The sequence below is a fragment of the Phenylobacterium sp. Root700 genome, assembly GCF_001429025.1.
Classification (GTDB): Bacteria; Pseudomonadota; Alphaproteobacteria; order Caulobacterales; family Caulobacteraceae; genus Phenylobacterium.
Genome location: NZ_LMHT01000015.1, coordinates 1 through 19,504, shown reverse-complemented (window position 1 = coordinate 19,504; position 19,504 = coordinate 1). Strand labels below are relative to the sequence as shown.

The 19,504-nt window shown below is 67.4% G+C and carries 22 protein-coding genes; 9 read left to right on the top strand and 13 right to left on the bottom strand.

The annotated features are described in order from the left end of the window. Positions 1-15: 15 nt before the first annotated feature. Both purL and ASE02_RS09650 read right to left on the bottom strand, forming a co-directional pair. A complete protein-coding gene (gene purL / locus ASE02_RS09655) occupies positions 16-2,217 on the bottom strand; it encodes a phosphoribosylformylglycinamidine synthase subunit PurL (RefSeq protein WP_056733598.1) in 2,202 nt (733 codons plus the stop codon). A 375-nt stretch (positions 2,218-2,592) separates the two neighbouring features. Continuing rightward, the gene (locus tag ASE02_RS09650) at positions 2,593-2,832 is read right to left on the bottom strand and encodes a hypothetical protein (protein ID WP_056733596.1); all 240 of its coding nucleotides are present in this window, start codon (positions 2,830-2,832) and stop codon (positions 2,593-2,595) included. 435 nt (positions 2,833-3,267) lie between these two features. Here ASE02_RS09650 and ASE02_RS09645 point away from each other — a divergent pair, with 435 nt between their 5' ends. Both ASE02_RS09645 and ASE02_RS23330 read left to right on the top strand, forming a co-directional pair. Further along, positions 3,268-3,603 carry a sigma factor gene (locus tag ASE02_RS09645; protein WP_056733595.1) on the top strand — a complete coding sequence of 112 codons (336 nt, stop codon included), beginning with the start codon at positions 3,268-3,270 and terminating at the stop codon, positions 3,601-3,603. Positions 3,604-3,641: 38 nt separating this feature from the next. Then, positions 3,642-3,755 (top strand): hypothetical protein, encoded by a 114-nt coding sequence (locus tag ASE02_RS23330; RefSeq protein ID WP_369818541.1) that lies wholly within the window; start codon positions 3,642-3,644, stop codon positions 3,753-3,755. Between the two features lie 5 nt (positions 3,756-3,760). Here ASE02_RS23330 and ASE02_RS09640 read toward each other — a convergent pair whose 3' ends face one another. Next, positions 3,761-4,903, bottom strand: a complete 1,143-nt coding sequence (locus ASE02_RS09640; protein WP_056733592.1) for an aminotransferase class I/II-fold pyridoxal phosphate-dependent enzyme — start codon at positions 4,901-4,903, stop codon at positions 3,761-3,763. 147 nt (positions 4,904-5,050) lie between these two features. On the opposite strand from ASE02_RS09640, the gene ASE02_RS09635 reads away from it, so the two are divergent. Then, complete coding sequence (locus tag ASE02_RS09635) at positions 5,051-6,328, top strand: MFS transporter (protein ID WP_056733590.1); 1,278 nt, start codon at positions 5,051-5,053, stop codon at positions 6,326-6,328. An 8-nt stretch (positions 6,329-6,336) separates the two neighbouring features. Here ASE02_RS09635 and ASE02_RS09630 read toward each other — a convergent pair whose 3' ends face one another. Beyond that, positions 6,337-6,663, bottom strand: coding sequence for a UrcA family protein (locus ASE02_RS09630; protein WP_082601978.1), 327 nt, complete (start codon positions 6,661-6,663; stop codon positions 6,337-6,339). Positions 6,664-6,794: 131 nt separating this feature from the next. On the opposite strand from ASE02_RS09630, the gene ASE02_RS09625 reads away from it, so the two are divergent. Continuing rightward, positions 6,795-8,321: a winged helix-turn-helix domain-containing protein gene (locus ASE02_RS09625; RefSeq protein WP_162257160.1), complete on the top strand. Its 1,527-nt coding sequence runs from the start codon at positions 6,795-6,797 to the stop codon at positions 8,319-8,321. Here ASE02_RS09625 and ASE02_RS09620 read toward each other — a convergent pair whose 3' ends face one another. After that, entirely contained in the window at positions 8,322-9,341 is a 1,020-nt protein-coding gene (locus ASE02_RS09620; RefSeq protein ID WP_056733584.1) for a DUF2804 domain-containing protein, read from the bottom strand. It abuts the gene before it with no gap. A gap of 163 nt (positions 9,342-9,504) precedes the next feature. Here ASE02_RS09620 and ASE02_RS09615 point away from each other — a divergent pair, with 163 nt between their 5' ends. Then, positions 9,505-9,972, top strand: a complete 468-nt coding sequence (locus ASE02_RS09615) for a hypothetical protein (protein WP_056733582.1) — start codon at positions 9,505-9,507, stop codon at positions 9,970-9,972. On the opposite strand, the gene ASE02_RS09610 is transcribed toward ASE02_RS09615, so the two are convergent. After that, positions 9,969-10,535, bottom strand: coding sequence for a hypothetical protein (locus tag ASE02_RS09610; RefSeq protein ID WP_056733579.1), 567 nt, complete (start codon positions 10,533-10,535; stop codon positions 9,969-9,971). The two genes, ASE02_RS09615 and ASE02_RS09610, sit on opposite strands and share 4 nt — an antisense overlap. Positions 10,536-10,658: 123 nt before the next feature. On the opposite strand from ASE02_RS09610, the gene ASE02_RS09605 reads away from it, so the two are divergent. After that, a complete protein-coding gene (locus tag ASE02_RS09605; protein WP_056733578.1) occupies positions 10,659-11,552 on the top strand; it encodes a DMT family transporter in 894 nt (297 codons plus the stop codon). 3 nt (positions 11,553-11,555) lie between these two features. Here ASE02_RS09605 and ASE02_RS09600 read toward each other — a convergent pair whose 3' ends face one another. Continuing rightward, a complete protein-coding gene (locus tag ASE02_RS09600) occupies positions 11,556-11,936 on the bottom strand; it encodes a rhodanese-like domain-containing protein (protein ID WP_056733577.1) in 381 nt (126 codons plus the stop codon). Positions 11,937-12,095: 159 nt separating this feature from the next. Here ASE02_RS09600 and ASE02_RS09595 point away from each other — a divergent pair, with 159 nt between their 5' ends. Continuing rightward, positions 12,096-12,497, top strand: coding sequence for a hypothetical protein (locus ASE02_RS09595; RefSeq protein WP_056733575.1), 402 nt, complete (start codon positions 12,096-12,098; stop codon positions 12,495-12,497). A gap of 18 nt (positions 12,498-12,515) precedes the next feature. Here the strand turns inward: ASE02_RS09595 and ASE02_RS09590 are convergent, their stop codons facing one another. From ASE02_RS09590 to purC, 5 genes are all read right to left on the bottom strand, one after another. After that, entirely contained in the window at positions 12,516-13,787 is a 1,272-nt protein-coding gene (locus ASE02_RS09590; protein ID WP_056733573.1) for a cytochrome P450, read from the bottom strand. A 167-nt stretch (positions 13,788-13,954) separates the two neighbouring features. After that, positions 13,955-14,617, bottom strand: a complete 663-nt coding sequence (purQ, locus tag ASE02_RS09585; RefSeq protein WP_056733571.1) for a phosphoribosylformylglycinamidine synthase subunit PurQ — start codon at positions 14,615-14,617, stop codon at positions 13,955-13,957. Positions 14,618-14,683: 66 nt separating this feature from the next. Beyond that, positions 14,684-15,064, bottom strand: a complete 381-nt coding sequence (locus ASE02_RS09580; RefSeq protein WP_056733568.1) for a hypothetical protein — start codon at positions 15,062-15,064, stop codon at positions 14,684-14,686. After that, complete coding sequence (gene purS, locus ASE02_RS09575) at positions 15,061-15,300, bottom strand: phosphoribosylformylglycinamidine synthase subunit PurS (RefSeq protein WP_056733566.1); 240 nt, start codon at positions 15,298-15,300, stop codon at positions 15,061-15,063. The genes ASE02_RS09580 and purS overlap by 4 nt, the downstream gene beginning before the upstream one ends. Then, on the bottom strand, positions 15,300-16,058 hold the full coding sequence (purC, locus tag ASE02_RS09570; RefSeq protein ID WP_056733564.1) for a phosphoribosylaminoimidazolesuccinocarboxamide synthase: 759 nt from the start codon (positions 16,056-16,058) through the stop codon (positions 15,300-15,302). The genes purS and purC overlap by 1 nt, the downstream gene beginning before the upstream one ends. Positions 16,059-16,302: 244 nt before the next feature. Between purC and ASE02_RS09565 the strand changes: the two genes are divergently transcribed. Both ASE02_RS09565 and ASE02_RS22640 read left to right on the top strand, forming a co-directional pair. Next, positions 16,303-16,626: a DUF1476 domain-containing protein gene (locus ASE02_RS09565; RefSeq protein ID WP_056733562.1), complete on the top strand. Its 324-nt coding sequence runs from the start codon at positions 16,303-16,305 to the stop codon at positions 16,624-16,626. Between the two features lie 495 nt (positions 16,627-17,121). After that, complete coding sequence (locus ASE02_RS22640) at positions 17,122-17,565, top strand: PEPxxWA-CTERM sorting domain-containing protein (RefSeq protein ID WP_056733560.1); 444 nt, start codon at positions 17,122-17,124, stop codon at positions 17,563-17,565. 213 nt (positions 17,566-17,778) lie between these two features. Here ASE02_RS22640 and ASE02_RS09555 read toward each other — a convergent pair whose 3' ends face one another. Next, positions 17,779-19,203, bottom strand: coding sequence for a coniferyl aldehyde dehydrogenase (locus ASE02_RS09555; RefSeq protein ID WP_056733558.1), 1,425 nt, complete (start codon positions 19,201-19,203; stop codon positions 17,779-17,781). Between the last annotated feature and the right edge of the window lie 301 nt (positions 19,204-19,504).

Below are 19,504 nucleotides of genomic sequence, written 5' to 3'. Positions count from 1 at the left end.
CGGTTTTAATGTGTCCTAGCCGCCCATATAGGCCGGCATCCAGCCCTCGTGAGCGTCCCGGAGCTTGGCGAGCGGCAGGGCGAACAGGCCCTCGACGGCGATGTCATCGCCACCGGCCTGGCCGATCACACTGGCTGTCACACCAGCCGCCTTGGCGGCGTCCAGCACGGCCGCCGGGTCGCTCACGGCGATCAGGTAACGGGCCTGGTCCTCGCCGAACAGGGCGGCGTGAACGGCGACGCCTTCCGGCGCTGTCAGGTTGAGGCCGAGCTTGGAGGCCAGCGCCATCTCGGCGGCGGCGGCGATCAGGCCGCCATCCGAAAGGTCATGCACGACAGTGACTTGGCCCGAGAGAATCAAGTTTCGGATGATGTCGCCGACCTTGCGCTCCTGCGCCAGATCGACCGGCGGCGGGGCGCCGTCCTCACGACCGACGATTTCACGCAGGTACATGCTGGCGCCCAGCTCGCCGGTGGTGTCGCCCACCAGCACCAGGGCGTCGCCCGCCTTCATGCCCGCGAAGTCGGCGCGGCGCGCATAGTCGGGGATCAGGCCCACGGCGCCGACCGTCGGGGTCGGCGGAATGGCCTGGCCGTTGGTCTCGTTGTAGAGCGAGACGTTGCCGCTCACGACCGGGAAGTCGAGCGCCCGGCAGGCTTCGGCCATGCCTTCGATGGCGCGGACGATCTGGCCCATGATCTCGGGGCGCTCGGGGTTGCCGAAGTTCAGGTTGTCGGTGATGGCGATCGGATCTGCGCCGACCGCGGTCAGGTTGCGCCAGGCTTCGGCGACCACCTGCTTGCCGCCCTCATAGGCGTCGTTCAGCACATAGCGCGGGGTGCAGTCGGAGGTGACCGCAAGGGCCTTCCTGGAGCCATGCACGCGCACGATCCCGGCGTCGGCGCCGGTGGCGCTGTCCTCCAGGGTGTCGGCCATGACGTGGCGATCGTACTGCTCCCACAGCCAGCGCTTGGAGGCCATGTCCGGCGCGCTCATCAGCTTCAGCACCGCGCCGGCGTAGTCGGCGGGCGCCGGAACCTCGGCTGCGGTGAGGCGCGGCTGGGCCGGGGTCGCGACCCACGGACGATCATACAGCGGGGCGTCGTCGAACAACGGGGCCAGCGGCACGTCGCAGACGATCTCGCCCTGGTGCTTCAGCACCATGTGGCCGGTGTCGGTGGTGATCCCGATGGTGGCGGCGTCCAGGCCCCACTTCTCGAAGATGCGCTGGCCGTCGGCCTCACGGCCGGGTTTCAGGATCGCCAGCATGCGCTCCTGGCTTTCCGACAGCATCATCTCATAGGCGCTCATGCCGTCTTCGCGCTGGGGCACCATGTCGAGGTTGAGCTCGATGCCGACCCCGCCCTTGCCGGCCATCTCGACCGACGACGAGGTGAGGCCCGCCGCGCCCATGTCCTGGATGGCGGCCACCGCGCCCGAAGCCATCAGCTCCAGGGTGGCTTCGATCAGCAGCTTTTCGGCGAAGGGGTCGCCGACCTGGACGGTCGGGCGCTTTTCGTCGGAGGCGTCGTCGAACTCGGCCGAGGCCATGGTCGCGCCGTGGATGCCGTCGCGGCCGGTTTTCGAACCGAAGTACACGACCGGCAGGCCGGCGGCCGGGGCGGCCGAGTAGAAGATCTTGTCGGCGTCGGCCAGGCCCACGCACATGGCGTTGACCAGGATGTTGCCGTCATAGCCGCGATGGAAATTGGTTTCGCCGGCCACGGTGGGCACGCCCACGCAGTTGCCGTAGCCGCCGATGCCGCTGACCACGCCCGACACCAGGCGCTTGGTCTTCGGATGGCTGGGATCGCCGAAACGCAGGGCGTTCAGCAGGGCGATGGGGCGCGCGCCCATGGTGAAGACGTCGCGCATGATGCCGCCGACGCCGGTCGCCGCGCCCTGATAGGGCTCGATGTAGGACGGGTGGTTGTGGCTCTCCATCTTGAAGATGCAGGCCTGGCCGTCGCCGATGTCGATGACGCCGGCGTTCTCACCTGGTCCGCAGATCACGCGGGGTCCCGTGGTCGGGAACTTGCCCAGGTGCTTCTTGCTGGATTTGTAGGAGCAGTGCTCGCTCCACATCACCGAGAACACGCCCAGTTCGACTGGGTTCGGCTCCCGGTTCAGGCGTTGCAGGATGACGTCGTATTCTTCCGACTTCAGGCCGTACTCGGCGGCGGTTTCGCGGAGGGTCTTTGCAGGCTGAGCGCTCATGCGCGCGTAATAGCCGGACTCGGCGCGGTGCGCGATAGGGCAGAGGCCCTGGAATGCGCCTTGCGGCCGCGCGCCGCGCCCAAGCGCTGGTTTCCAGCCGGTCCGCAGGCCTAAGCGCCCCGCGGTCTTGATGCAGCTACGGGCTTGAATGAAGGGGTTCGGGAGGGGGTGCGTGGCGCCGCCCCCCCAGGGACGGCGCTACGCTGGAGGCGCGAAACTCCGAGCGTTCGCGCCTCACCCGTTCGGCGACGCGTGGACGCCGAGCTGCCACGCCAATCTAACGTAGTCCTTCCGATGCGGGTGCGCATTGGCGTGCAACGACGTGCACGCCGGTGCATGGCTCTGGCGCGGGGGCCTCGGGGGCGCCGCCGCCGCTCATGGCTTGAAGCGCGGAATTTGGTGGGCGATGAGCGTGTCGCTGGGTGTCGCCATGACGCGGGCCGACCCGCCGGACGCCTCGACGGAGCGCGCCGCCTTGCAGGCGCCGTCGATCGCTTCCTCGCGGGTCAGGTAGTCGCCGTAGAAGACGTAGTCGCGGGTTACTTCCCACACGCCGCCGCGCAGGCTGGCCCGGAAGGTGCGGACCGGCGCGGTGGCGCGCTTGGCCGGACTCAATGTCGACGTCCCGGTCGGCGCAGGGCGAAGAAGGCGGAAACGCCGATCGCCGCCAGCACGCAGGCGGCGGACGCGATGAAGAGCGTGGGCATTGTTGTCTCGAAGGGGCGCCGCGTCGAACAGGCTCAACCGTTTGGCTGGCGGCGCAGGTTCGACGGCGCACGCTGGGAGTATGGGCGCTCGGCCGGACGTCCGCCAGAAAATCCCGTAAAGAGGTCTGCCTCCGGCCGGGTGGGCCCTGGCGATATCATGCGCCGTTCGGGCGGCGACATGGTAGGTTCCCGTAACGGATGCCGACCGGTGGTCGGGAAGGGTGCAAACCGACGTGCGTCGCGCGTCTTCGCCTCCGCTCCGGAAAGCCGCAAGTATGACGCCGATCAAAGAAGGTCCCCTTCGGTTGCAGTCCGAAGGGCGTTGGGCGCTGGCGGTCTGCGCATGACGACCCTGTCTCAGGAGAAGCGCCAGGAGATCATGGCGCTGGAGCCGCGTCTTCTCGATTGGGCGAACCGCATGACGCGCGACGCCAACGAGGCTCAGGCTCTGGTGCAGGAAACCCTGGCCGCCGCCCGGGCGCTGGCGATGACCGCAAGCGACGAGGTCGGGGCCGAGGTCTGGGTCTTCCGCCTGCTGCGACAGCAATTCCATTCGCTGGAGCGCGACCGCCATCACCGGCGCGCGGTCAGCGCCTTCACCACCGACCAGACCTATGCCCGCAAGCGCTCGCAACTGGCGCTCGCCGCCTCTGCGGAAGCTCGCGCGACCGACGTCTGAACACCCGGGTTCATCCCGTTTCCTGAAAGGAACGTCCCATGGCCAAAGGCCAAAAGAAGAGCAATCGCGAAGTCCGAAAGCCGAAGACCGTGAAAGACAAGCCGGCCGAAGCGACCAAGTCGTTCCTCTCGCCGATCACCCCCAAGAAGTAGCGTCGTCAGGCGCTCAGGCGCTTGCGGCTCGTGAACCACGGCTTCAGGCGCCTTAGCGCCTCCTCGATCTCCGGCGTCGAGACCGCAAAGCTCATGCGGATGAAATGCCCGCCCTCGACCGGGTCGAAGTCGACGCCCGGCGCAGTGGCGACGCCGGTGTCGCGCAGCAGGGTCTGGCAGAACTCCAGGCTGTCGCGCGTCAGGTGGCCGACGTCGGCATAGATGTAGAAGGCGCCGTCCGGCGGGGCGATGGCGTCGAGACCCAGATCAGGCAGGGCCTCCAGCAGCAGGGTCCGGTTACGCCGGTAGACCTCGATGTGGCCCCCCAGTTCCTCACGGCTGTCCATCGCCGCCAGCCCCGCGTGCTGCGCCAGCGACGGTGGGGTCAGGAACAGCGCGCCCATGAAGGCCCGCGCCCGCTCGACATGCTCGGGCGGGTTCAGCAGCCAACCCAGCCGCCAGCCGGCCATGCTGAAATATTTCGAGAAACTGTTCACCACCAGGGCGCTCGGCTCGAACTCCAGGATCGAGCTGGCCGGCTCGACATAGCTGAGCCCGTGATAGATCTCGTCGGAGATGATCTTGATCCCGCGCTCGCGGCAGACCTGGGCGATGGCTTCCAGTTCGGCGGCGGGGATGATGGTGCCGGTCGGGTTGGCTGGGCTGGCCAGGATAACCCCGGCCGGGGCGGGATCGAGGGCGGCGAGCCGCGCGGCGCTGAGCTGGAAGCGTTCCTCCGGCCCGCAGGCCAGCTCCACCGGAACCATGTGCAGGGCCTTCAGGGTATTGCGGTAGGCGACATAGCCCGGCCGCGCCAAGGCCACCCGGTCGCCCGGCGAGAAGCATGACGACAGCGCCAGCACCAGGGCCGGCGAGGCGCCGCAGGTCAGGATCAACTGGTTCGCGCGAACCTCGACGCCATAGACCTCCTTGTAGTGCCGGGCGATCCGCGCCTTCAGCTCCGGGCTCTCCCAATAGCCCATCGGGTCGGTGTCGAGGATCTTGTGGGCCGCGGCGATCGCCGCCTTCGGCGCGCCGGTCGAGGGCTGGCCGAACTCCATGTGGATGACCGAGCGCCCCTGGCTCTTCAGCTGATGGGCGATCGCGCTGATCGCGATGGCGTGGAACGGCTCGATGGTCGAGGACATGGGCGGCAAGGTCCGAGCTCGCGCCGCGCGTGGCGCGGCCCCATCTGGCCGACCAGGACGGGCAAGGCAAGCGCGGCGCCCCGTCGCTGGCGACTTGACCTGCGGCGTCCCAGGCGCGAAGCCGTTCGCACATAGGTGGGGGATAGCATGGCGAGCAGTTCAGCGACGGCGACGGCGCCGTCGACGCGTAGGGTCCTGACGGCGAGCTTGGTTGGGACGGCGGTCGAGTTCTACGACTTCTACATCTACGCCACCGCCGCCTCGCTGGTGTTCGGCCCGCTGTTCTTCCCCTCGGCCTCGCCCTCGATGCAGCTCTTGTCGTCCTACGCGACCATGGCCGTGGCCTTCTTCGCCCGTCCGCTGGGCGCGATCGTGTTCGGCCACTTCGGCGATCGCATCGGGCGCAAGTCGACCCTGGTCGCCTCGCTGATGTTGATGGGCGGATCGACCGTGGCCATCGCCTTCCTGCCGACCTACGCCCAGGCCGGATGGCTGGCGCCGGTGCTGCTCTGCGTGCTGCGCTTCGGCCAGGGCTTTGGTCTCGGCGGCGAATGGGGCGGCGCGGCCCTGCTGGCGGTCGAGAACGCTCCGCCCGGCTGGCGCGCGCGCTACGGCATGTTCCCGCAACTGGGGGCGCCGGTCGGCTTCATCGCCGCCAACAGCCTGTTCCTGCTCCTCGGCATGCTGCTCACCCCCGAGCAGTTCCAGGCCTGGGGCTGGCGGATCCCGTTCCTGGGCAGCGTGCTGCTGGTCGGCGTCGGCCTCTGGGTGCGGCTGAAACTCACCGAGACCCCGGCCTTCTCCAAGGCGCTCGAGGAGGAAAAGCCCTCCGCCGTGCCGCTGGCCGAACTGTTCAAGCGTCACCTCGCGCCGACCCTGGCCGGCACCTTCGCGGTCGTCGCCTGCTTCGCCACCTTCTATCTCGCGACCGCCTTTGCGCTGGGCTACGGCGTCCAGACCCTGGGCTACAGCCGCGAGACCTTCCTGGGCATACAGCTCGGCGCCATCGGCTTCATGGCGCTGGGCATCGTGATCGCCGGCTACTGGTCCGACGCCACCAACCCGCGCCGCGTCCTGATGTCGGGCTGCGTCATGGCGGTTGCGGTCGGCGCCCTGATCGCGCCGATGATGGGCTCAGGCTCGCTGCTCGCCTGCTGGGCGTTCCTGTCGCTGGCCCTGCTGACCATGGGCTTCGTCTACGGCCCGCTGGGCGCCTTCCTGCCGGGACTGTTCCCGGCCCGGGTGCGCTACACCGGCGCCTCGATGGCCTTCAATGTCGGCGGCATCATCGGCGGCGGCCTGACCCCGATGGTCGCCCAGGCGCTGTCCAATCAGGGCGGCCTGGTCCCGGTCGGGATCTATCTGGCCGTCGCCGCCCTGGTCAGCTTCCTGGCGCTGCTGCCGCTGAAGCAGCAGCAGGCCTGAACCGGCGCTCAGCGCTGGGCGAGTCTGGTCGCGCCCTCCTGGCTTTGCGGGCTGTAGAGGGCGGTGACCAGCGGGGCGTTCAGCTGGGCGACCGCCTTGGCGGTCATGGCCTTGCTGCACGCCGCCTCGGCCAAGCCCGAACCCACGGGATGGGTCACCACGCCGCCGCAGAAGACGGTCGAGGCCGACTTGATGCGCCGCAGGGCGATTTGAGCCCCAGGCGCGGCGTTGAGGTTGAGGTCTTGCACCTGCACGCGCATGGTTCCCTGCTCGGCATGTGCGGCGGTTCCTATCAGGGCGAGTAGGGCGAAAGTCGAAACAATCAAGCGATGCATGACTAGCTCCTATGGATTTCAGGGCCGCGGCGCGCGGCTTGGTTTAGTCGCCATGCAGTCCTATAGAGGCCGATTGTTGTGCCAGTATTTGAATGGGCGGCGCCGGTGACTCCGTGAAGGATGTGCAGGCCATGGAACGCGTTCGCTTTCACGACCTGACCTTTGACGACGGCTTCCTCGTCGCCCAGCGCGATGATGGGGCGGCGGTGCGCCTGACGCGTCAGGAGCGTGCCCTGCTGCTGCTGTTCGTCGAGCGGCCCCAACGACTGCTGACCCGGGATCAGTTGCTGTCGGCCCTGGGGTCGGAGGGCTCCGACCGCAATGTGGATTTCGTCATCAACCGGCTGCGCCGGAAGCTGAACGACCACGGCCGCGTGCGCCGGTTCATCTCCACCCAGTACGGCGAGGGCTACGTCTGGATCGCGCCGGCCCAGCAGGAGGCCGCCGGTCAGGATGGGCTGATCGGGGTAGGCGCGATCCGTGGCCTGGACCAGGCGGGCGGCGGGGCCGAGGCCAAGACGGTCCTACGCAGCCTGAAGGCCGCGCTGGAGGCGCGCACCGCCAAGGCGGAGCACGCGGCGGCGGGCCGGTTCGTCGTCGAAGGCAGCTTCCACGGCGGGCGGGACCGTCTGCACGCGGCCTTCGTGCTCCGGGCGGTTCCAGGCGGCCAGATCGTCGGCGCGGACCGCGAGGTGTTCTGCGATCCGATCGACCAGGCGCAGATCACCGCCCTCGCCGACAATCTGGTCGCCGCGCTATGGCGGCATGTCGCCGGAGGGGGGGACGCCGCGCCGGGGCCGACGGACGAGCCGCTTCAGTTGCGAATGCATGGCGCGTCGATCTTGCTGGGCGGGGCCGGCGGGGTTTGGCAGGTGAACAAGGACCAACTCCTCCGCGCGCGGGCGCTCGACCCCGCCGAGCCGCGGGCCATGCTGATGTGGGCGATGCAACTCTTCGCCAATCTGGTCCTGGGGACAGGCGGCGAGGTGTTCGATCCGGTGCGGCTGGCCAAGGTCGAGGACGAGATCGAGGCGTTGGTGTTCGCCTGCCTGCCGGCCTTGGTCGGCGATCCGGTCTTCAGGCTGGCGGCGGCCGATCTGCTGCTCGCCGTCCATCGCGGCCATGTCGCCCTGGCCGAGGAGCTGGCCGAAGCGGCCTTCGCCGGCAGCACGGCGTTCGCCGCCGCCTTTCCGATTCTGGCGCAGCTTCAAGCCTATCGCGGCGATCTCGAGGCGGCGTGGCGTCTCTATGACGAAGGCCTGAAGCTGTGTGAGCCCGGATCGGAATTCGAGAACTACGTGCTGCTTCTGAAGGCCAAGACGTTGCTGGCGGCCGACGCGCGTAGCGAGGCCCATGCCGTGTTCGAGCGCTTGGGAGGGATCGGCCCGGCGGCGCGTCGGGAGATCGGGCTGCTTTTCCTGCCCCCCGAAGACCGGGAGTTGCCGCCCGAACTCGGAGCGCTCTTGGAACGCATCGGGCCTGAGCATGCCCGCAGGGTCGTGACGTATCAGTACTACATGGCGGCGCGCTTCTTCAGCGTTCCCAGTCAGGCCGCGAACGTCATGCGCGGACCGCTGGAGCGGCTGACCCGCCGGTTCGGCCCATCGGTGGCGCCTGATGAGGTCAGGCGGGCGCTGGCGGCCGGACGCGGCGCCTGATCACCAGCGGTTATGGACCTCTTCGGCGAAGCCGATCAGGTCGCGGATCTGCAGGCGCACGCCGTCGTCGAGCACCACCTGGCCGGAAAACCGGCCGAACACCTGATGCTGGGCCGAGCTGATCTCGCCCATCGCGAAGGACGCGGCGCGGTCGACGATCGGTTCGAAGGTCATCTCGAAGCGCCCGTCGCTGGAGGTGAAGCGCCAGGGCGCGCTGTCGTGGGCGCCTTGCGGCAGATGGAACGTCAACTCGGTCAGCTTGTGGGCCTTGCCGTCGAAGAACAGGATGTTCTCGCTGGCCGCCGAGGTGTCGCCAAACCCGTAGCCGATGTTGAAGCCGAACGGCTTGCCGTCGACCAGGCCCGAGGCTGAGCCCCAGTACCAGGTGTTGTCGAAGGTCCAGACGCCTCGGCCCCAGTCCAGCACCCCGAAGGCCTGCTCCGGTGCGAAGTCGTAGCGCTCGCCGGCATAGTCGATGTGGCCGCTGGCCTGCAGGCAGTTGATCTTCTGATTGTAGTAGAAGGCCTCTGGGACCTCCGGGAACGGGGTGGCGATGACCATCCGGTCCATCGGCGGCTGGGCCAGCCAAAGCTCGCCGGAAATCCCGCGGCCCTTATCGAAGCCCGGGGCGTCGATGGTCAGGCGGCGGCCGCCCGGTTCATGGCGAAACGCGATCTGCATCTTCGGATGAACCTGGACGATGTCGCCGTGGTCGGCGCTGGACGGCAGGTCCATCGCGCCGTTCGGAGCCGGGGTCCCGACGCCGCCGTTGACGAAGCTGCGCGCGCGGAAGTCCATCCACGAGACGCCGAGAAAGCCCATATGGCCGTTGTCGGCCACGGTGAGGGCGATGCCGAACTCGTCGGTCAGGACGCAGTAATAGTCCCATTCCTTGATGCGCGGATCGGGGGACTTGAGCACGGATCGGCTGTAGCGGCGGACCTCCTGGGTGGCCCAGCCGCGCTCGACCAGCGCGCCGTCCGTGTCCAGCAGCTCTCCAAGACCCATCCGATGTTGCATGACCGCTCCCTTGCGCCGCTCTCAGCGGAGTCGGGGGACTGCTTAGTGCATGACGTCAGGTCATGACAAAGCCGCAGGTCAGACGCGCGGCGCGCCATTGACCGTCGATGGTATCGTGCTTATCGATATTGCGAGTCATTCGCAAATTGATATGAAGCGCCCCATGCGACCTGGACCTCTCGCCGCCGCCAGTCTGCGGATCGGACCCGCCGGGCTGGCGCTCTCCGAACAGCTGGTCCTGGCGGGGCTGCGCACCTGGGCCCGCGCCCGGATGGTCGGTGACGAGCCGCGCGCCTTGATCGCGCCCAGCCTCACCCACGTGGCGTCCAGGCCGGTCGCCTCGGTGTTCGTCGCGATGATGGAGCGTATCGAGCGCGAGGCCGCCCGCGCCATGCAGGTCCACTGCGTGGCCTGCAGCGGCTATTCTCATGACGAACAGCGGGTGGTGCTGGCCTGCGGCCTGGCGCGGGTCGCGCCCGAGGTCGCCATGCAATTGCTGACGCCCCTGGTCAGGACGCGCGAGGCGCCGATGCTGCTGGCGCGCACCCTGAATATTGCGCTCGGCAATGCGGGTTTCCCGATGCCGGTGCGGATGTGGGACGGGGAGGAGGCCTCAGCCACCCTCCACTAAATCGCAGGTATCGGCGCCTGGCCGGCCGCCGTCAGTTCCTTGGTCCATTTGAACTGCTGGCGGTGGTCGAATGCGGTCTCGACATAGGTCTGCGGGTCCCACATCCGCCGGTCGGGGGCCTCGAAATGAGCGTTGCCATAGACATGGAGGGACAGGCCGGTCTCGCCCGGCTCATTCCACATGGCGTGGATCGCCTCCTGGCCAAGGACCGCCACCGCCGGCGCCGTGACGCGCCTTAGCCCGGTCTCGACGCAATGCTCCCCGTCCACCTGATAGGTCTTGTACTGCTCGACGCCCTCGACCAGCCCAATGATCGCATCGGTGGCGTGGTCGTGAGGCGGGCCGCGCAGGCCTCCTTCGCTCCAGACCGAGTAGATCGTCAGGTCCGGCGACTGGACATAGATCTTCGCAAGCTGTCCCGGTTCCAACTCGCTGCGGAGTTCTCCGGTGAGGTCGCCGGCGGCCAGCAGCCGCTTCATCGCGCCGGCGATCTGCGCGGGCCAATCGGACTGGCCTCGCAGCGCGCGGCACTCGGCGACGAAGTTCGTCATTTTCTCAGCCATGTTCGGTCTCCGTCGTCCTGAGCCGTGGACTAGATCGCAGGCGCCTGGGTTTGACAATCGGGCCGCTGGGGTCGGAGCACGCCGTCTATCGCCTTCGTGGGACGAATACGGCAGGAAGCGGGTATGAAACGCCTCGCCTTTCTTGCGCTCGCCGCCGCTGGCGTCTTCTGGGGCATGGGCTTTCCGCTGGGCAAGCTGGCACTGCGCGAAACCGATGCGGCGCAGGTCGTGTTGCTGCGCTTCGCGGTCGCCGCCCTGGCGGCGCTGCCTTTCGCCCTGCGCGACCGCGAGACGCGCGCGCTGTTTGGCTCACCGGTGGTGCTGCTGGCCGGCGCGCTCTACGGCGTCGCCTTCCTGGTGCAGTTCGAGGGGCTGGCGCGGGTCAGCGTCACCCTCGCGGCGCTGCTGGTCGGGGTGATGCCCGCCCTGATCGCGCTCAGCGCCAGGTTCCTCGGCGAGCGGGTCAGCCCGGCGTCCTGGGTGGGTGTCGCGGCCGCGACCCTGGGGGCGCTTCTGATCGCTGGAAAGCCGGGGAGCGCGGGAACGCTGGTTGGCGTGGCGCTGTCGCTGGCGGCGCTATTGATCTTCCTGGCCTGGCTCTTCGTGGTGCGCAAAGCCCCGATCGGAGCGAGCCCCATGGCCATTCCAGCCGTGACCATCGTCGTGGCGGCGGCGACCATCCTGCCCATCGCCTTTTTCATGCATGGCGCGCCCAGGCTCGACCTCAGCCCCGCGGCATGGGCGGGCATCGTCGGGCAGGGCGTATTCTCGACCCTGCTGGCCACCGCGGCCTGGCAATACGGATCGGCGCGGGTGGGCAGCGCCAGCGCCGGGGTCTTCATCAATATCGAGCCGCTGATGGGCGCGGCGATCGGGGTGCTGCTGTTTGGCGATCACCTGACGTTCGCGTTGGGGGCTGGCGGCTTGCTGATCCTCGTCGGCAGCCTCGTGGTGGTGCTCGGCGAAAAGCACACGCCGCCGACCGAGCTTCCCGCCGTTCCGCCGACCCCGGCCTGATCGCTAGGCCGGTTCGATGTCGAGCCCGCCCTCCGAGGCGTCCTTGAACCCGCCCAGGTTCTGAACGCGCTCGTATCCCATCTCCTTCAGCGCCTTGCCGGCCAAGGCCGAACGCCCGCCCGAAGCGCAGTAGAGGATGATCGGGCGGTCCTTCTGGAACGCGGGATTGTAGGACGCCGTATCGGAGTCGGCGCGGAACTCGATCATGCCGCGCGAGATGTTGATCGCGCCCTTCACCTTTCCCGTCGCGGCGACTTCCGGCGGGTCGCGCACATCGATGACCAGCGCGTTCTCATCTGCGATGAGCTTCTTCGCCTCGGCGGGACTGATCCGCGGTACGGCCTCGTTGGCGGCGGCAAGCAGGTCTTTTACGGAAGTCGGCATTGCGTTGCTCCCTGATCGCGAAAATCAGAGCACATCCCCGCATGCGGCGCGAGCGGCCAGGATGGCGATCAGCTAGAGTTGAGCGTGGTGGGCGACCGCATTGATCTGGTCTTTACCCGCAGGGTGGAGATCGGTGCGGGATGCGGTGGAGGCAGATTGATGAGCGACGAACAACCAAGCTTCGACGACACCGGCTTCGATGTCGACGACTGGACGCGTCTGAAGCCCTTCGTCGGGGTGCTGGCGACGCTGGACGACGTGCAGCGGCGGGTGGCGATCTTCGCGCTGGGTGACACGCAGAACGGCCGGCCCATCGACATGGAGCTGCCGCAGCCGGTGATCTGGTGGACCGACGACGGCGAAGAGGCCGCGATCGTGGTCCAGGCCGAGGCGCACGACACCGAGGACGGCGAGACCATGGAGGTGCTGGGCCTGCTCACGCCGGACGGCGGCGGCGCGGTCGCCCTGCTGGAAGACGTCGATCTGGTCGACGACACCGATCCGGTGTGGCGTAAGCTCGTCACCGAGGCGATCGGCGACGAAGAGGGCGACGAGGACTAGCTCGCCGCCCAGCTTCGATCAGTTACGGCCGTGGATGATCACCGGCAGGGTTTCGTAGCCCTTCACGAACACCGAGTGGGTGCGCAGCGGCTCTCCCACCACCTCGATGCTGGGGAAGCGCTTCAGGATCTCTTCCCAGATGATGGTGAGCTGCAGTTCGGCCAGTCGGTTGCCGACGCAGCGGTGCACGCCAAAGCCGAACGACAGGTGGTTACGCGGCCTCTCGCGGTCGATGATGTAGCTGTCGGGATTGGCGATGACCTCGTCGTCGCGGTTGCCCGAGACGTACCACATCACCACCCGGTCGCCCTTGCGGATCAGCTTGCCGCTGAGCTCGAAGTCCTCCGTCGCCGTGCGGGCCATGTGCGCCAGCGGCGTCTGCCAGCGGATGGTCTCGGAGACCATCGAGGGGATCAGGGCGGGGTTGGCCTTCAGCTTGGCGTACTGCTCCGGGTTCTTGTTTAGCGCGTAGATCGAGCCGGAGATGGTGTTCCGGGTGGTGTCGTTGCCGCCGATGATCAGCAGGGTGACGTTGCCGTGGTACTCGTGGGGATCCATGTCCCGGGTGGCCTCGGCATGGGCCAGCATGGAGATCATGTCGGACTGCGGCGGGGCGTTGATGCGCTGGTTCCACAGGCCGTCGAAGGCGTCGAAGCACTCGCCGATCTCCCGGCGCTTCTGCTCCCAGCTCTCGCAGACCCCGTGGCCGGGCGGGTTGGTCATCATGTCCGACCAGTAGGTGAGCTTGCGGCGATCCTCGAAGGGGAAGTCGAAGAGCGTGGCCAGCGTCATGGCCGTCAGCTCTTTGGAGACCAGGTCGACCCAGTCGAATTCCTCACCGATCGGCAGAGCGTCGAGGATGGCGCCGGCCCGCTCGCGGATCACCGGGGCCATGAGGTGGAGGTTGGCGGGCGCCACGGCCGGGCTGACCGCCTTGCGCTGCACGTCGTGCTTGGGCGGATCCATGGAGATGAAGGACGGCCGGCTCGGGCGCCCGGCGTTCTCGGCCTTGGACTCCAGGCTCTGTAGGACGATGCCATCGGCCGAAGAGAACACCTGATGATTGGTGTCGACGGCCATGATGTCGTTGTATTTGGTGATCGACCAGTAGGGGCCATGGGCGCTCTCGGCCGTGAAATGCACAGGGTCTTCGCGGCGCAGGCGCGCGAAGTGCTCCCACATGGCGTCGCCGCTGAAGAGTTCAGGCTGGGCCGGGTCCAGCTGGCCCAGCGGAATGTCGCTCACCTGCCGGCGCGCCTCTTGGGCGATGTCGATGGAGCCGTCGCTCATATTCGGTCCTCCCGTATGGCGTCCGCCAGTGACGGCGCCTTGTTCTCGTTGGTGACGAGTACGGCGAACCGAACGTTGTTTTGATAGCTGTTACCGACGTGCGGCGTCGGGCGCGTCACCGACGATGGCGACGCGCGGGCGTTCTCAGATCTTGGCTTGGCCCGAAACTAGGCGCTGGCGAGCGCGCTCTGGAACAGCAGGGCGCCGTCGGCCGAGCCGAGTTCTTCTTCGAAGGCGCGGTCCGGGTGAGGCATCAGGCCCAGGACATTGCCCTTGCCGTTGACGATGCCGGCGATGGCGCGCGACGAACCGTTCGGGTTGTCGAGGTAGCGGAAGACCACCTGGCCCTCGCCCTCCAGCCGGTCGAGGGTTTCCTCGTCGGCGAAGAAGTTGCCCTCGCCGTTGCCGACCGTCATCTCGACTTCGCGGCGGCCGTTATAGGCGGCGGTGAAGCGGGTCTGGGCGTTGGTGACTTCCAGGCCGACCGGCTTGCAGACGTATTTCAGCTTCTCGTTCCGCAGCAGGGCGCCCGGCAGCATCTTGGCCTCGGTCAGCACCTGGAAGCCGTTGCAGATGCCGACGGTGGCGACGCCGCGTTCGGCCGCGGCGCGGACCTCGGCCATCACCGGCGACAGCGAAGCCATGGCCGCGCAGCGCAGGTAGTCGCCGTAGGAGAACCCACCTGGCAGCACGATCAGATCCAGGCCGGAGGGCAGGGCGGTGTCGCCGTGCCAGACCATGTCCACCTTGGCGCCCGTCGAGCGCTCGATGGCGACCTTGCAGTCGCGGTCGCAGTTGGAACCGGGGAAAACGATGACGGCAGCTTTCATGGGCGGTTCTCTAGGCGATTTCGTCAGAAAAGGGGAGAGGCGGATGTGCCGCATCTGGCGTGCGGATCATCTGGCGCTGAGGCTTTGCAGATAGGCCATCACCTGGTCAAATCCAGCCTTGTCCCCGTAGGGGCAGCCGGTGTTCTGCATGACCTTGCGGCCGTTTTCCTGGACGGCTTCCTGCTTGAGGATCGCCGGGTGGCCGGGTGCGCCGGCCTGCGTCAGGACGAACGCCTCGCCGCCGCCTTCCACATTGTAGAAGCGATAGGGCTCGCCGCGCTCCTGCGGCGCGGGCTTCAGGCCCGGCTGAGCCAGGACCTTGGCGGCGAGCGTCTCGTAGGGAAGGCTGCAATCGAGCGCCAGCCTTGGGCGCGCCGGGGGTGGTTCCGGCGCGCAGGCGGCAAGGGCGAGCAGTGGGATCAGCGCGAGAAGCGCCGAGCCCCTCACGCCACCTCGACCCGGTAGCTTTCGATCACGGTGTTGGCGAGCAGCTTCTCGCACATCTGTTTGACCTCGGCCTCGGCCTGCTCGGCGTTCTCGGCCTTCAGGTCGAACTCGATGGTCTTGCCGACGCGCACGCCCTCGACCTGCGGCCAGCCCAAGCCGTGCAAGGCGTTCTCGACGGCCTTGCCCTGGACGTCGAGCACGCCGGGTTTCAGGAACACATGAACTTTAGCGCGCACTAGTGGAGACCTCCTTGGATGACGGTCGGCATCTCTTTCATGATGCCGAGCCGGCGGGCCACTTCGGTGTAGCCCTCGATGACGTCGCCCATGTCGCGGCGGAAGCGGTCCTTGTCCAGCTTCTCGTTCGTCTGGGTGTCCCAGAGGCGGCAGGAATCAGGGCTGATCTCGTCGGCGAGGATCACCCGGGCGAAGTCGTTCTCGTAGACCCGGCCGAATTCAACCTTGAAGTCGACCAGGGTGATGCCGACGCCGGCGAACAGGCCAGTCAGGAAGTCGTTCACCCGCAGGGTCAGGGCCATCATGTCGTCGATCTCCTGGGTCGAGGCCCAGTTGAAGGCGGTGATGTGCTCCTCGGCGACCATCGGGTCGTTGAGCTTGTCGTCCTTCAGATAGAACTCGATGATCGAGCGCGGCAGGGCTTGGCCCTCGGGCAGGCCGAAGCGCTGCGACAGGCTGCCGGCCGCCACGTTGCGGCAAACGACTTCCAGCGGAATGATCTCCACCTCGCGGATGAGCTGTTCGCGCAGGTTCAGACGACGGATCAGGTGATTCTGGACCCCGATGGAGTTCAGCTTCACCATGACGTATTCGCTGATACGATTGTTGATGACGCCCTTGCCCTCAAGAATTGCTTTCTTTTGGGCGTTGAATGCTGTGGCGTCGTCTTTGAAATACTGAATAAGGGTGCCGGGCTCCGGGCCCTCGTAGAGGATCTTGGCCTTGCCTTCGTAGATCTTCTTGCGGCGGGTGGTCATATGCGCCTTCTCCCAGAGCGAGGGCTTGGCCATTGTTCGGAAAAGAAAAACGCGCGCGGTTGATCCCAACGCGCGCGGCTCCGACTCGAAGGCCCTCTCGCTCATCTGAGGCCGGTTAAAATTAGCGGAACGGGCGCTGCGGCGCAAACGGCGTAAGCGCCGCATCGCCTGTTGATGCGTTTACGTTGCGAGGGAACGACGCAAGGGATATGCAACGCCCGATCTACCGCCTACTGGGGAACACATGACGACCTTCGACGATCGCGAGCGTGGCTTCGAAAAGAAGTACGAGCTCGACCAGGAGCAGGAATTCAAAGCCGGCGCGCGACGCAATCGCATGCTGGGTGAATGGGCTGCAGGCCTGATGGGTCTGGGGGAAGACAGCGTTGTCGAATACGCCAAGGCGGTGGTGAAGTCCGACTTCGAGCTGCCCGGCGACGACGACGTGCTGCGCAAGGTGTTCGAGGACCTGAAGGGCTCGGGCGTCGCCGTCAGCGAAGGCGAAGTCCGGATGAAGATGGACGAACTGCTGGCCCAGGCCCGCGAGCAACTGCGCTCGGGCGAGTAGGCCTAGCCTCAATCGACGACATGAACGCCGTCCGTCAGGGCGGCGTTTTTTGTTGCCCGCACGCCTGACAGGCGAATCCCGCCCGTTCGTCGCAGAAACCGCGGCCGCTCGTCGCAGGCGGTTTGGCGAGCGGCCGCCAAATCCCCGATCGATCCCCCGACCCGCCGCGATCCTGCGGCTTCAACATTGGGGGAGATCACCCATGCATAAGATTATTGGCGCGGCTGTCGTCGGCGCGGCCCTGCTGGGCGCCGCCGGAGCCGCTCACGCCGCCACCGTGGCGCTCGAGAACGCGAACTTCAACGCCGGCTGGTCCCAGGCCGACGGCGATTTCCGTCCCGGCCACGCCGGCGGCGCCCTACTGGCTGGGGCGCCTCGGGCGGGTCCTCGACCGGCCATTGGAATCCGACCGCAGCGTCCTTCACCGATGAAGCGGCCCACGCCGGCGTCGGTTGGGCGCACGGGAACGGCATTTCCAAAGCCTCGAACCCCGCCATGCTGGCCCAGAAGGTCGCCGGCCACACGATCTTGGCCAACACCCGCTATACCCTGACCATGGACGTCGGCCGTCGGCAGTACGCCACGGGCGATTTCGGGTTCCAGATCGGTCTGCTGGGCGGGCTGCTCGACGGCACGGGCCAGATTTTCGCCCAGCTGAGCGACGCGACCAGCGGGGTCACGATCGCGCCGGGGAGCTTTGGAACCGTCAGCCTGGTGTTCGAAACCGGGGCTGGCGACGGCTTCCTCGGCAAGCCGCTCCATATCCTGATCGGCGGCACGGGGATCGGCGCGGCCTTCGACAACGCCACGCTCGACGCCTCGCCGCTCAGCGTGTCGGCGGTGCCCGAGCCGGCGACCTGGGCGATGATGATCATCGGTTTCGCCGGGGTCGGCGGGGCGGTGCGGGTCAGCCGCCGCCGGGGCTTGGCCTCGGCGTAGGGGGGGGGCGATGCGCCGCTGCGCGCCGCCCCCTCACCAAGCCTCTCCCGAGGGAGAGGGATTTTGGCGCGTCCACCACCCACCTCGTTATCCTCCGGGCTCGCGCAGCGAGATCCGGGGGACCCATAGGGCGGTGGTCGGTTTGCAACTCGGCTTGGGTCCCCCGGATCGTCTTGCAGACGACCGGAGGATGACGAGTGTGGGGCGCCCCGCCTAGCGCTTCAGCTGGCCTTCCAGGAACTTGCGGATGGCCGGGCCGTAGGGCGGACGCATCTGTTGGAGGGGTTTGTCGGCCTTGATCTGGGAGTAGATCGACTTGGCGTGACTGAACTCGCGGAAGCCGTCGACGCCGTGATAGCTGCCCATGCCCGACGGCCCGACCCCGCCGAACGGCAGGTTCTCCTGGGCCACGTGGAAGACCACGTCGTTGATCGTCACCCCGCCGGCGGTGGTGCCTTCCAGCACCTTTTCGCGCTCGGCCGCGTCGGTCCCGAAATAGTACAGGCCGAGCGGGCGATCGCCTTTGTTGACGTAGGCGATGGCCTCGTCGATGCCGCTATAGGTCTTCACCGGCAGGACCGGGCCGAAGATTTCTTCCTGCATGACCAGCATGTCGTCGGTCGGGTCGATGATCAGGGTCGGGGCGATCTTGCGATGCTCCTGCTGGGTCAGGTCCTCGCCGTCCGGCTTCAGCTCGATGATGCGGGCGCCCTTGGCGCGGGCGTCGTCCACATACCCCTTGATCCGGTCATAGTGCCGCTGGGCGACGATGGCGGTGTAGTCGGGATTGTCCTTGATGGTCGGGAACATCTTAGCCACCGCGCCCTGGGCCCCGGCGATGAACGGCTCCAGGCTCTCGCGCGGGGTCAGCACATAGTCGGGGGCCAGGCAGATCTGGCCGGCGTTCAGCGTCTTGCCGTTCATGATCCGCGCCGAGGCCACGTCGATGTCGGCCGATTTGCCGAGGATCACCGGGCTCTTGCCGCCCAGCTCCAGGGTCAGCGGCACCAGGTTGTCGGCCGCCGCGCGCATCACGTGGCGGGCGATGTTGGTCGCCCCGGTGAAGATCATGTGGTCGAAGGCCAGGCCTGAGAAGGCTTGGCCGACCTCCGGCCCGCCCGTGACGACGGTGATCTCCTCGTCGGAAAACGCCCCGGCGAACATCACCGCCATCAGCTCGGAGGTGGCGGGCGTGAACTCCGAGGGCTTGATCATCGCCCGGTTGCCGGCCGCCAGCACCCCGGCCAGAGGCGCGAAGGTGAGGTTCACCGGGAAGTTCCAGGGGCTGATGATCCCGACCACGCCCTTGGGCTGGAAGCGGATCTCCGCCTTGGCACCGAATAGCCCCAGGATCGCCGGGCTGGGCTTGCGCTTCTCCGGGGCCATCCACTTGGTCAGGTGATCGCGCGCGTGCTTCAGCGGGCCGATGGAGGCGGCGATGTCGGTGAAGGCCGTGGCCTCTTTGCTGCGCGAGCCGAAGTCCTGGTTCAGCGCGTCCTCGATAGCCTTACGGTTGTCGATCAGCAGGCCGATGCAGCGGTTGAGCTGCTCGATCCGCTTGGCGGCGCTCGGCGCCCCGTCGCGCAGATGCGCGGCCTTCTGCTTGGCCAGCAGCGCGTTCATCGCGGCAGCGTTCATGGTGATGTCCTCCCCGGGGATCTTATCCGGTGAGTGTTCGGATCGTTACGTGGGGGAATGGAAGGGGAGGTGCTTTGGTGGGGGCGAGAACTGACGCGCCGCTGCGCGCCGCCCCCTCACCTAGCCTCTCCCGAGGGAGAGGAATTCTAGCTCTATCTCCTCTCCCCGTTGGGGTGTGGGGAGGGGCCTCTTGGTCGCGAGGCGCTGACGATATGTTGCGTTCAGATCCTCCCCCAGCGGGCTACGGGATTCACACAACTGCGTCGGCTTTGGCGCTGACGAAGCCGGCGAGCGTTGCGGC

What these genes read in the sequence shown, in the direction of transcription:
- purL (WP_056733598.1), bottom strand. Translation starts at nt 2,217, where the DNA reads ATGAGCGCTCAGCCTGCAAAGACCCTCCGCGAAACCGCCGCCGAGTAC.
- ASE02_RS09645 (WP_056733595.1), top strand. Translation starts at nt 3,268, where the DNA reads ATGACGACCCTGTCTCAGGAGAAGCGCCAGGAGATCATGGCGCTGGAG.
- ASE02_RS23330 (WP_369818541.1), top strand. Translation starts at nt 3,642, where the DNA reads ATGGCCAAAGGCCAAAAGAAGAGCAATCGCGAAGTCCGAAAGCCGAAG.
- ASE02_RS09640 (WP_056733592.1), bottom strand. Translation starts at nt 4,903, where the DNA reads ATGTCCTCGACCATCGAGCCGTTCCACGCCATCGCGATCAGCGCGATC.
- ASE02_RS09635 (WP_056733590.1), top strand. Translation starts at nt 5,051, where the DNA reads ATGGCGAGCAGTTCAGCGACGGCGACGGCGCCGTCGACGCGTAGGGTC.
- ASE02_RS09630 (WP_082601978.1), bottom strand. Translation starts at nt 6,663, where the DNA reads ATGCATCGCTTGATTGTTTCGACTTTCGCCCTACTCGCCCTGATAGGA.
- ASE02_RS09625 (WP_162257160.1), top strand. Translation starts at nt 6,795, where the DNA reads ATGGAACGCGTTCGCTTTCACGACCTGACCTTTGACGACGGCTTCCTC.
- ASE02_RS09620 (WP_056733584.1), bottom strand. Translation starts at nt 9,341, where the DNA reads ATGCAACATCGGATGGGTCTTGGAGAGCTGCTGGACACGGACGGCGCG.
- ASE02_RS09615 (WP_056733582.1), top strand. Translation starts at nt 9,505, where the DNA reads ATGCGACCTGGACCTCTCGCCGCCGCCAGTCTGCGGATCGGACCCGCC.
- ASE02_RS09610 (WP_056733579.1), bottom strand. Translation starts at nt 10,535, where the DNA reads ATGGCTGAGAAAATGACGAACTTCGTCGCCGAGTGCCGCGCGCTGCGA.
- ASE02_RS09605 (WP_056733578.1), top strand. Translation starts at nt 10,659, where the DNA reads ATGAAACGCCTCGCCTTTCTTGCGCTCGCCGCCGCTGGCGTCTTCTGG.
- ASE02_RS09600 (WP_056733577.1), bottom strand. Translation starts at nt 11,936, where the DNA reads ATGCCGACTTCCGTAAAAGACCTGCTTGCCGCCGCCAACGAGGCCGTA.
- ASE02_RS09595 (WP_056733575.1), top strand. Translation starts at nt 12,096, where the DNA reads ATGAGCGACGAACAACCAAGCTTCGACGACACCGGCTTCGATGTCGAC.
- ASE02_RS09590 (WP_056733573.1), bottom strand. Translation starts at nt 13,787, where the DNA reads ATGAGCGACGGCTCCATCGACATCGCCCAAGAGGCGCGCCGGCAGGTG.
- purQ (WP_056733571.1), bottom strand. Translation starts at nt 14,617, where the DNA reads ATGAAAGCTGCCGTCATCGTTTTCCCCGGTTCCAACTGCGACCGCGAC.
- purC (WP_056733564.1), bottom strand. Translation starts at nt 16,058, where the DNA reads ATGACCACCCGCCGCAAGAAGATCTACGAAGGCAAGGCCAAGATCCTC.
- ASE02_RS09565 (WP_056733562.1), top strand. Translation starts at nt 16,303, where the DNA reads ATGACGACCTTCGACGATCGCGAGCGTGGCTTCGAAAAGAAGTACGAG.
- ASE02_RS22640 (WP_056733560.1), top strand. Translation starts at nt 17,122, where the DNA reads ATGCTGGCCCAGAAGGTCGCCGGCCACACGATCTTGGCCAACACCCGC.
- ASE02_RS09555 (WP_056733558.1), bottom strand. Translation starts at nt 19,203, where the DNA reads ATGAACGCTGCCGCGATGAACGCGCTGCTGGCCAAGCAGAAGGCCGCG.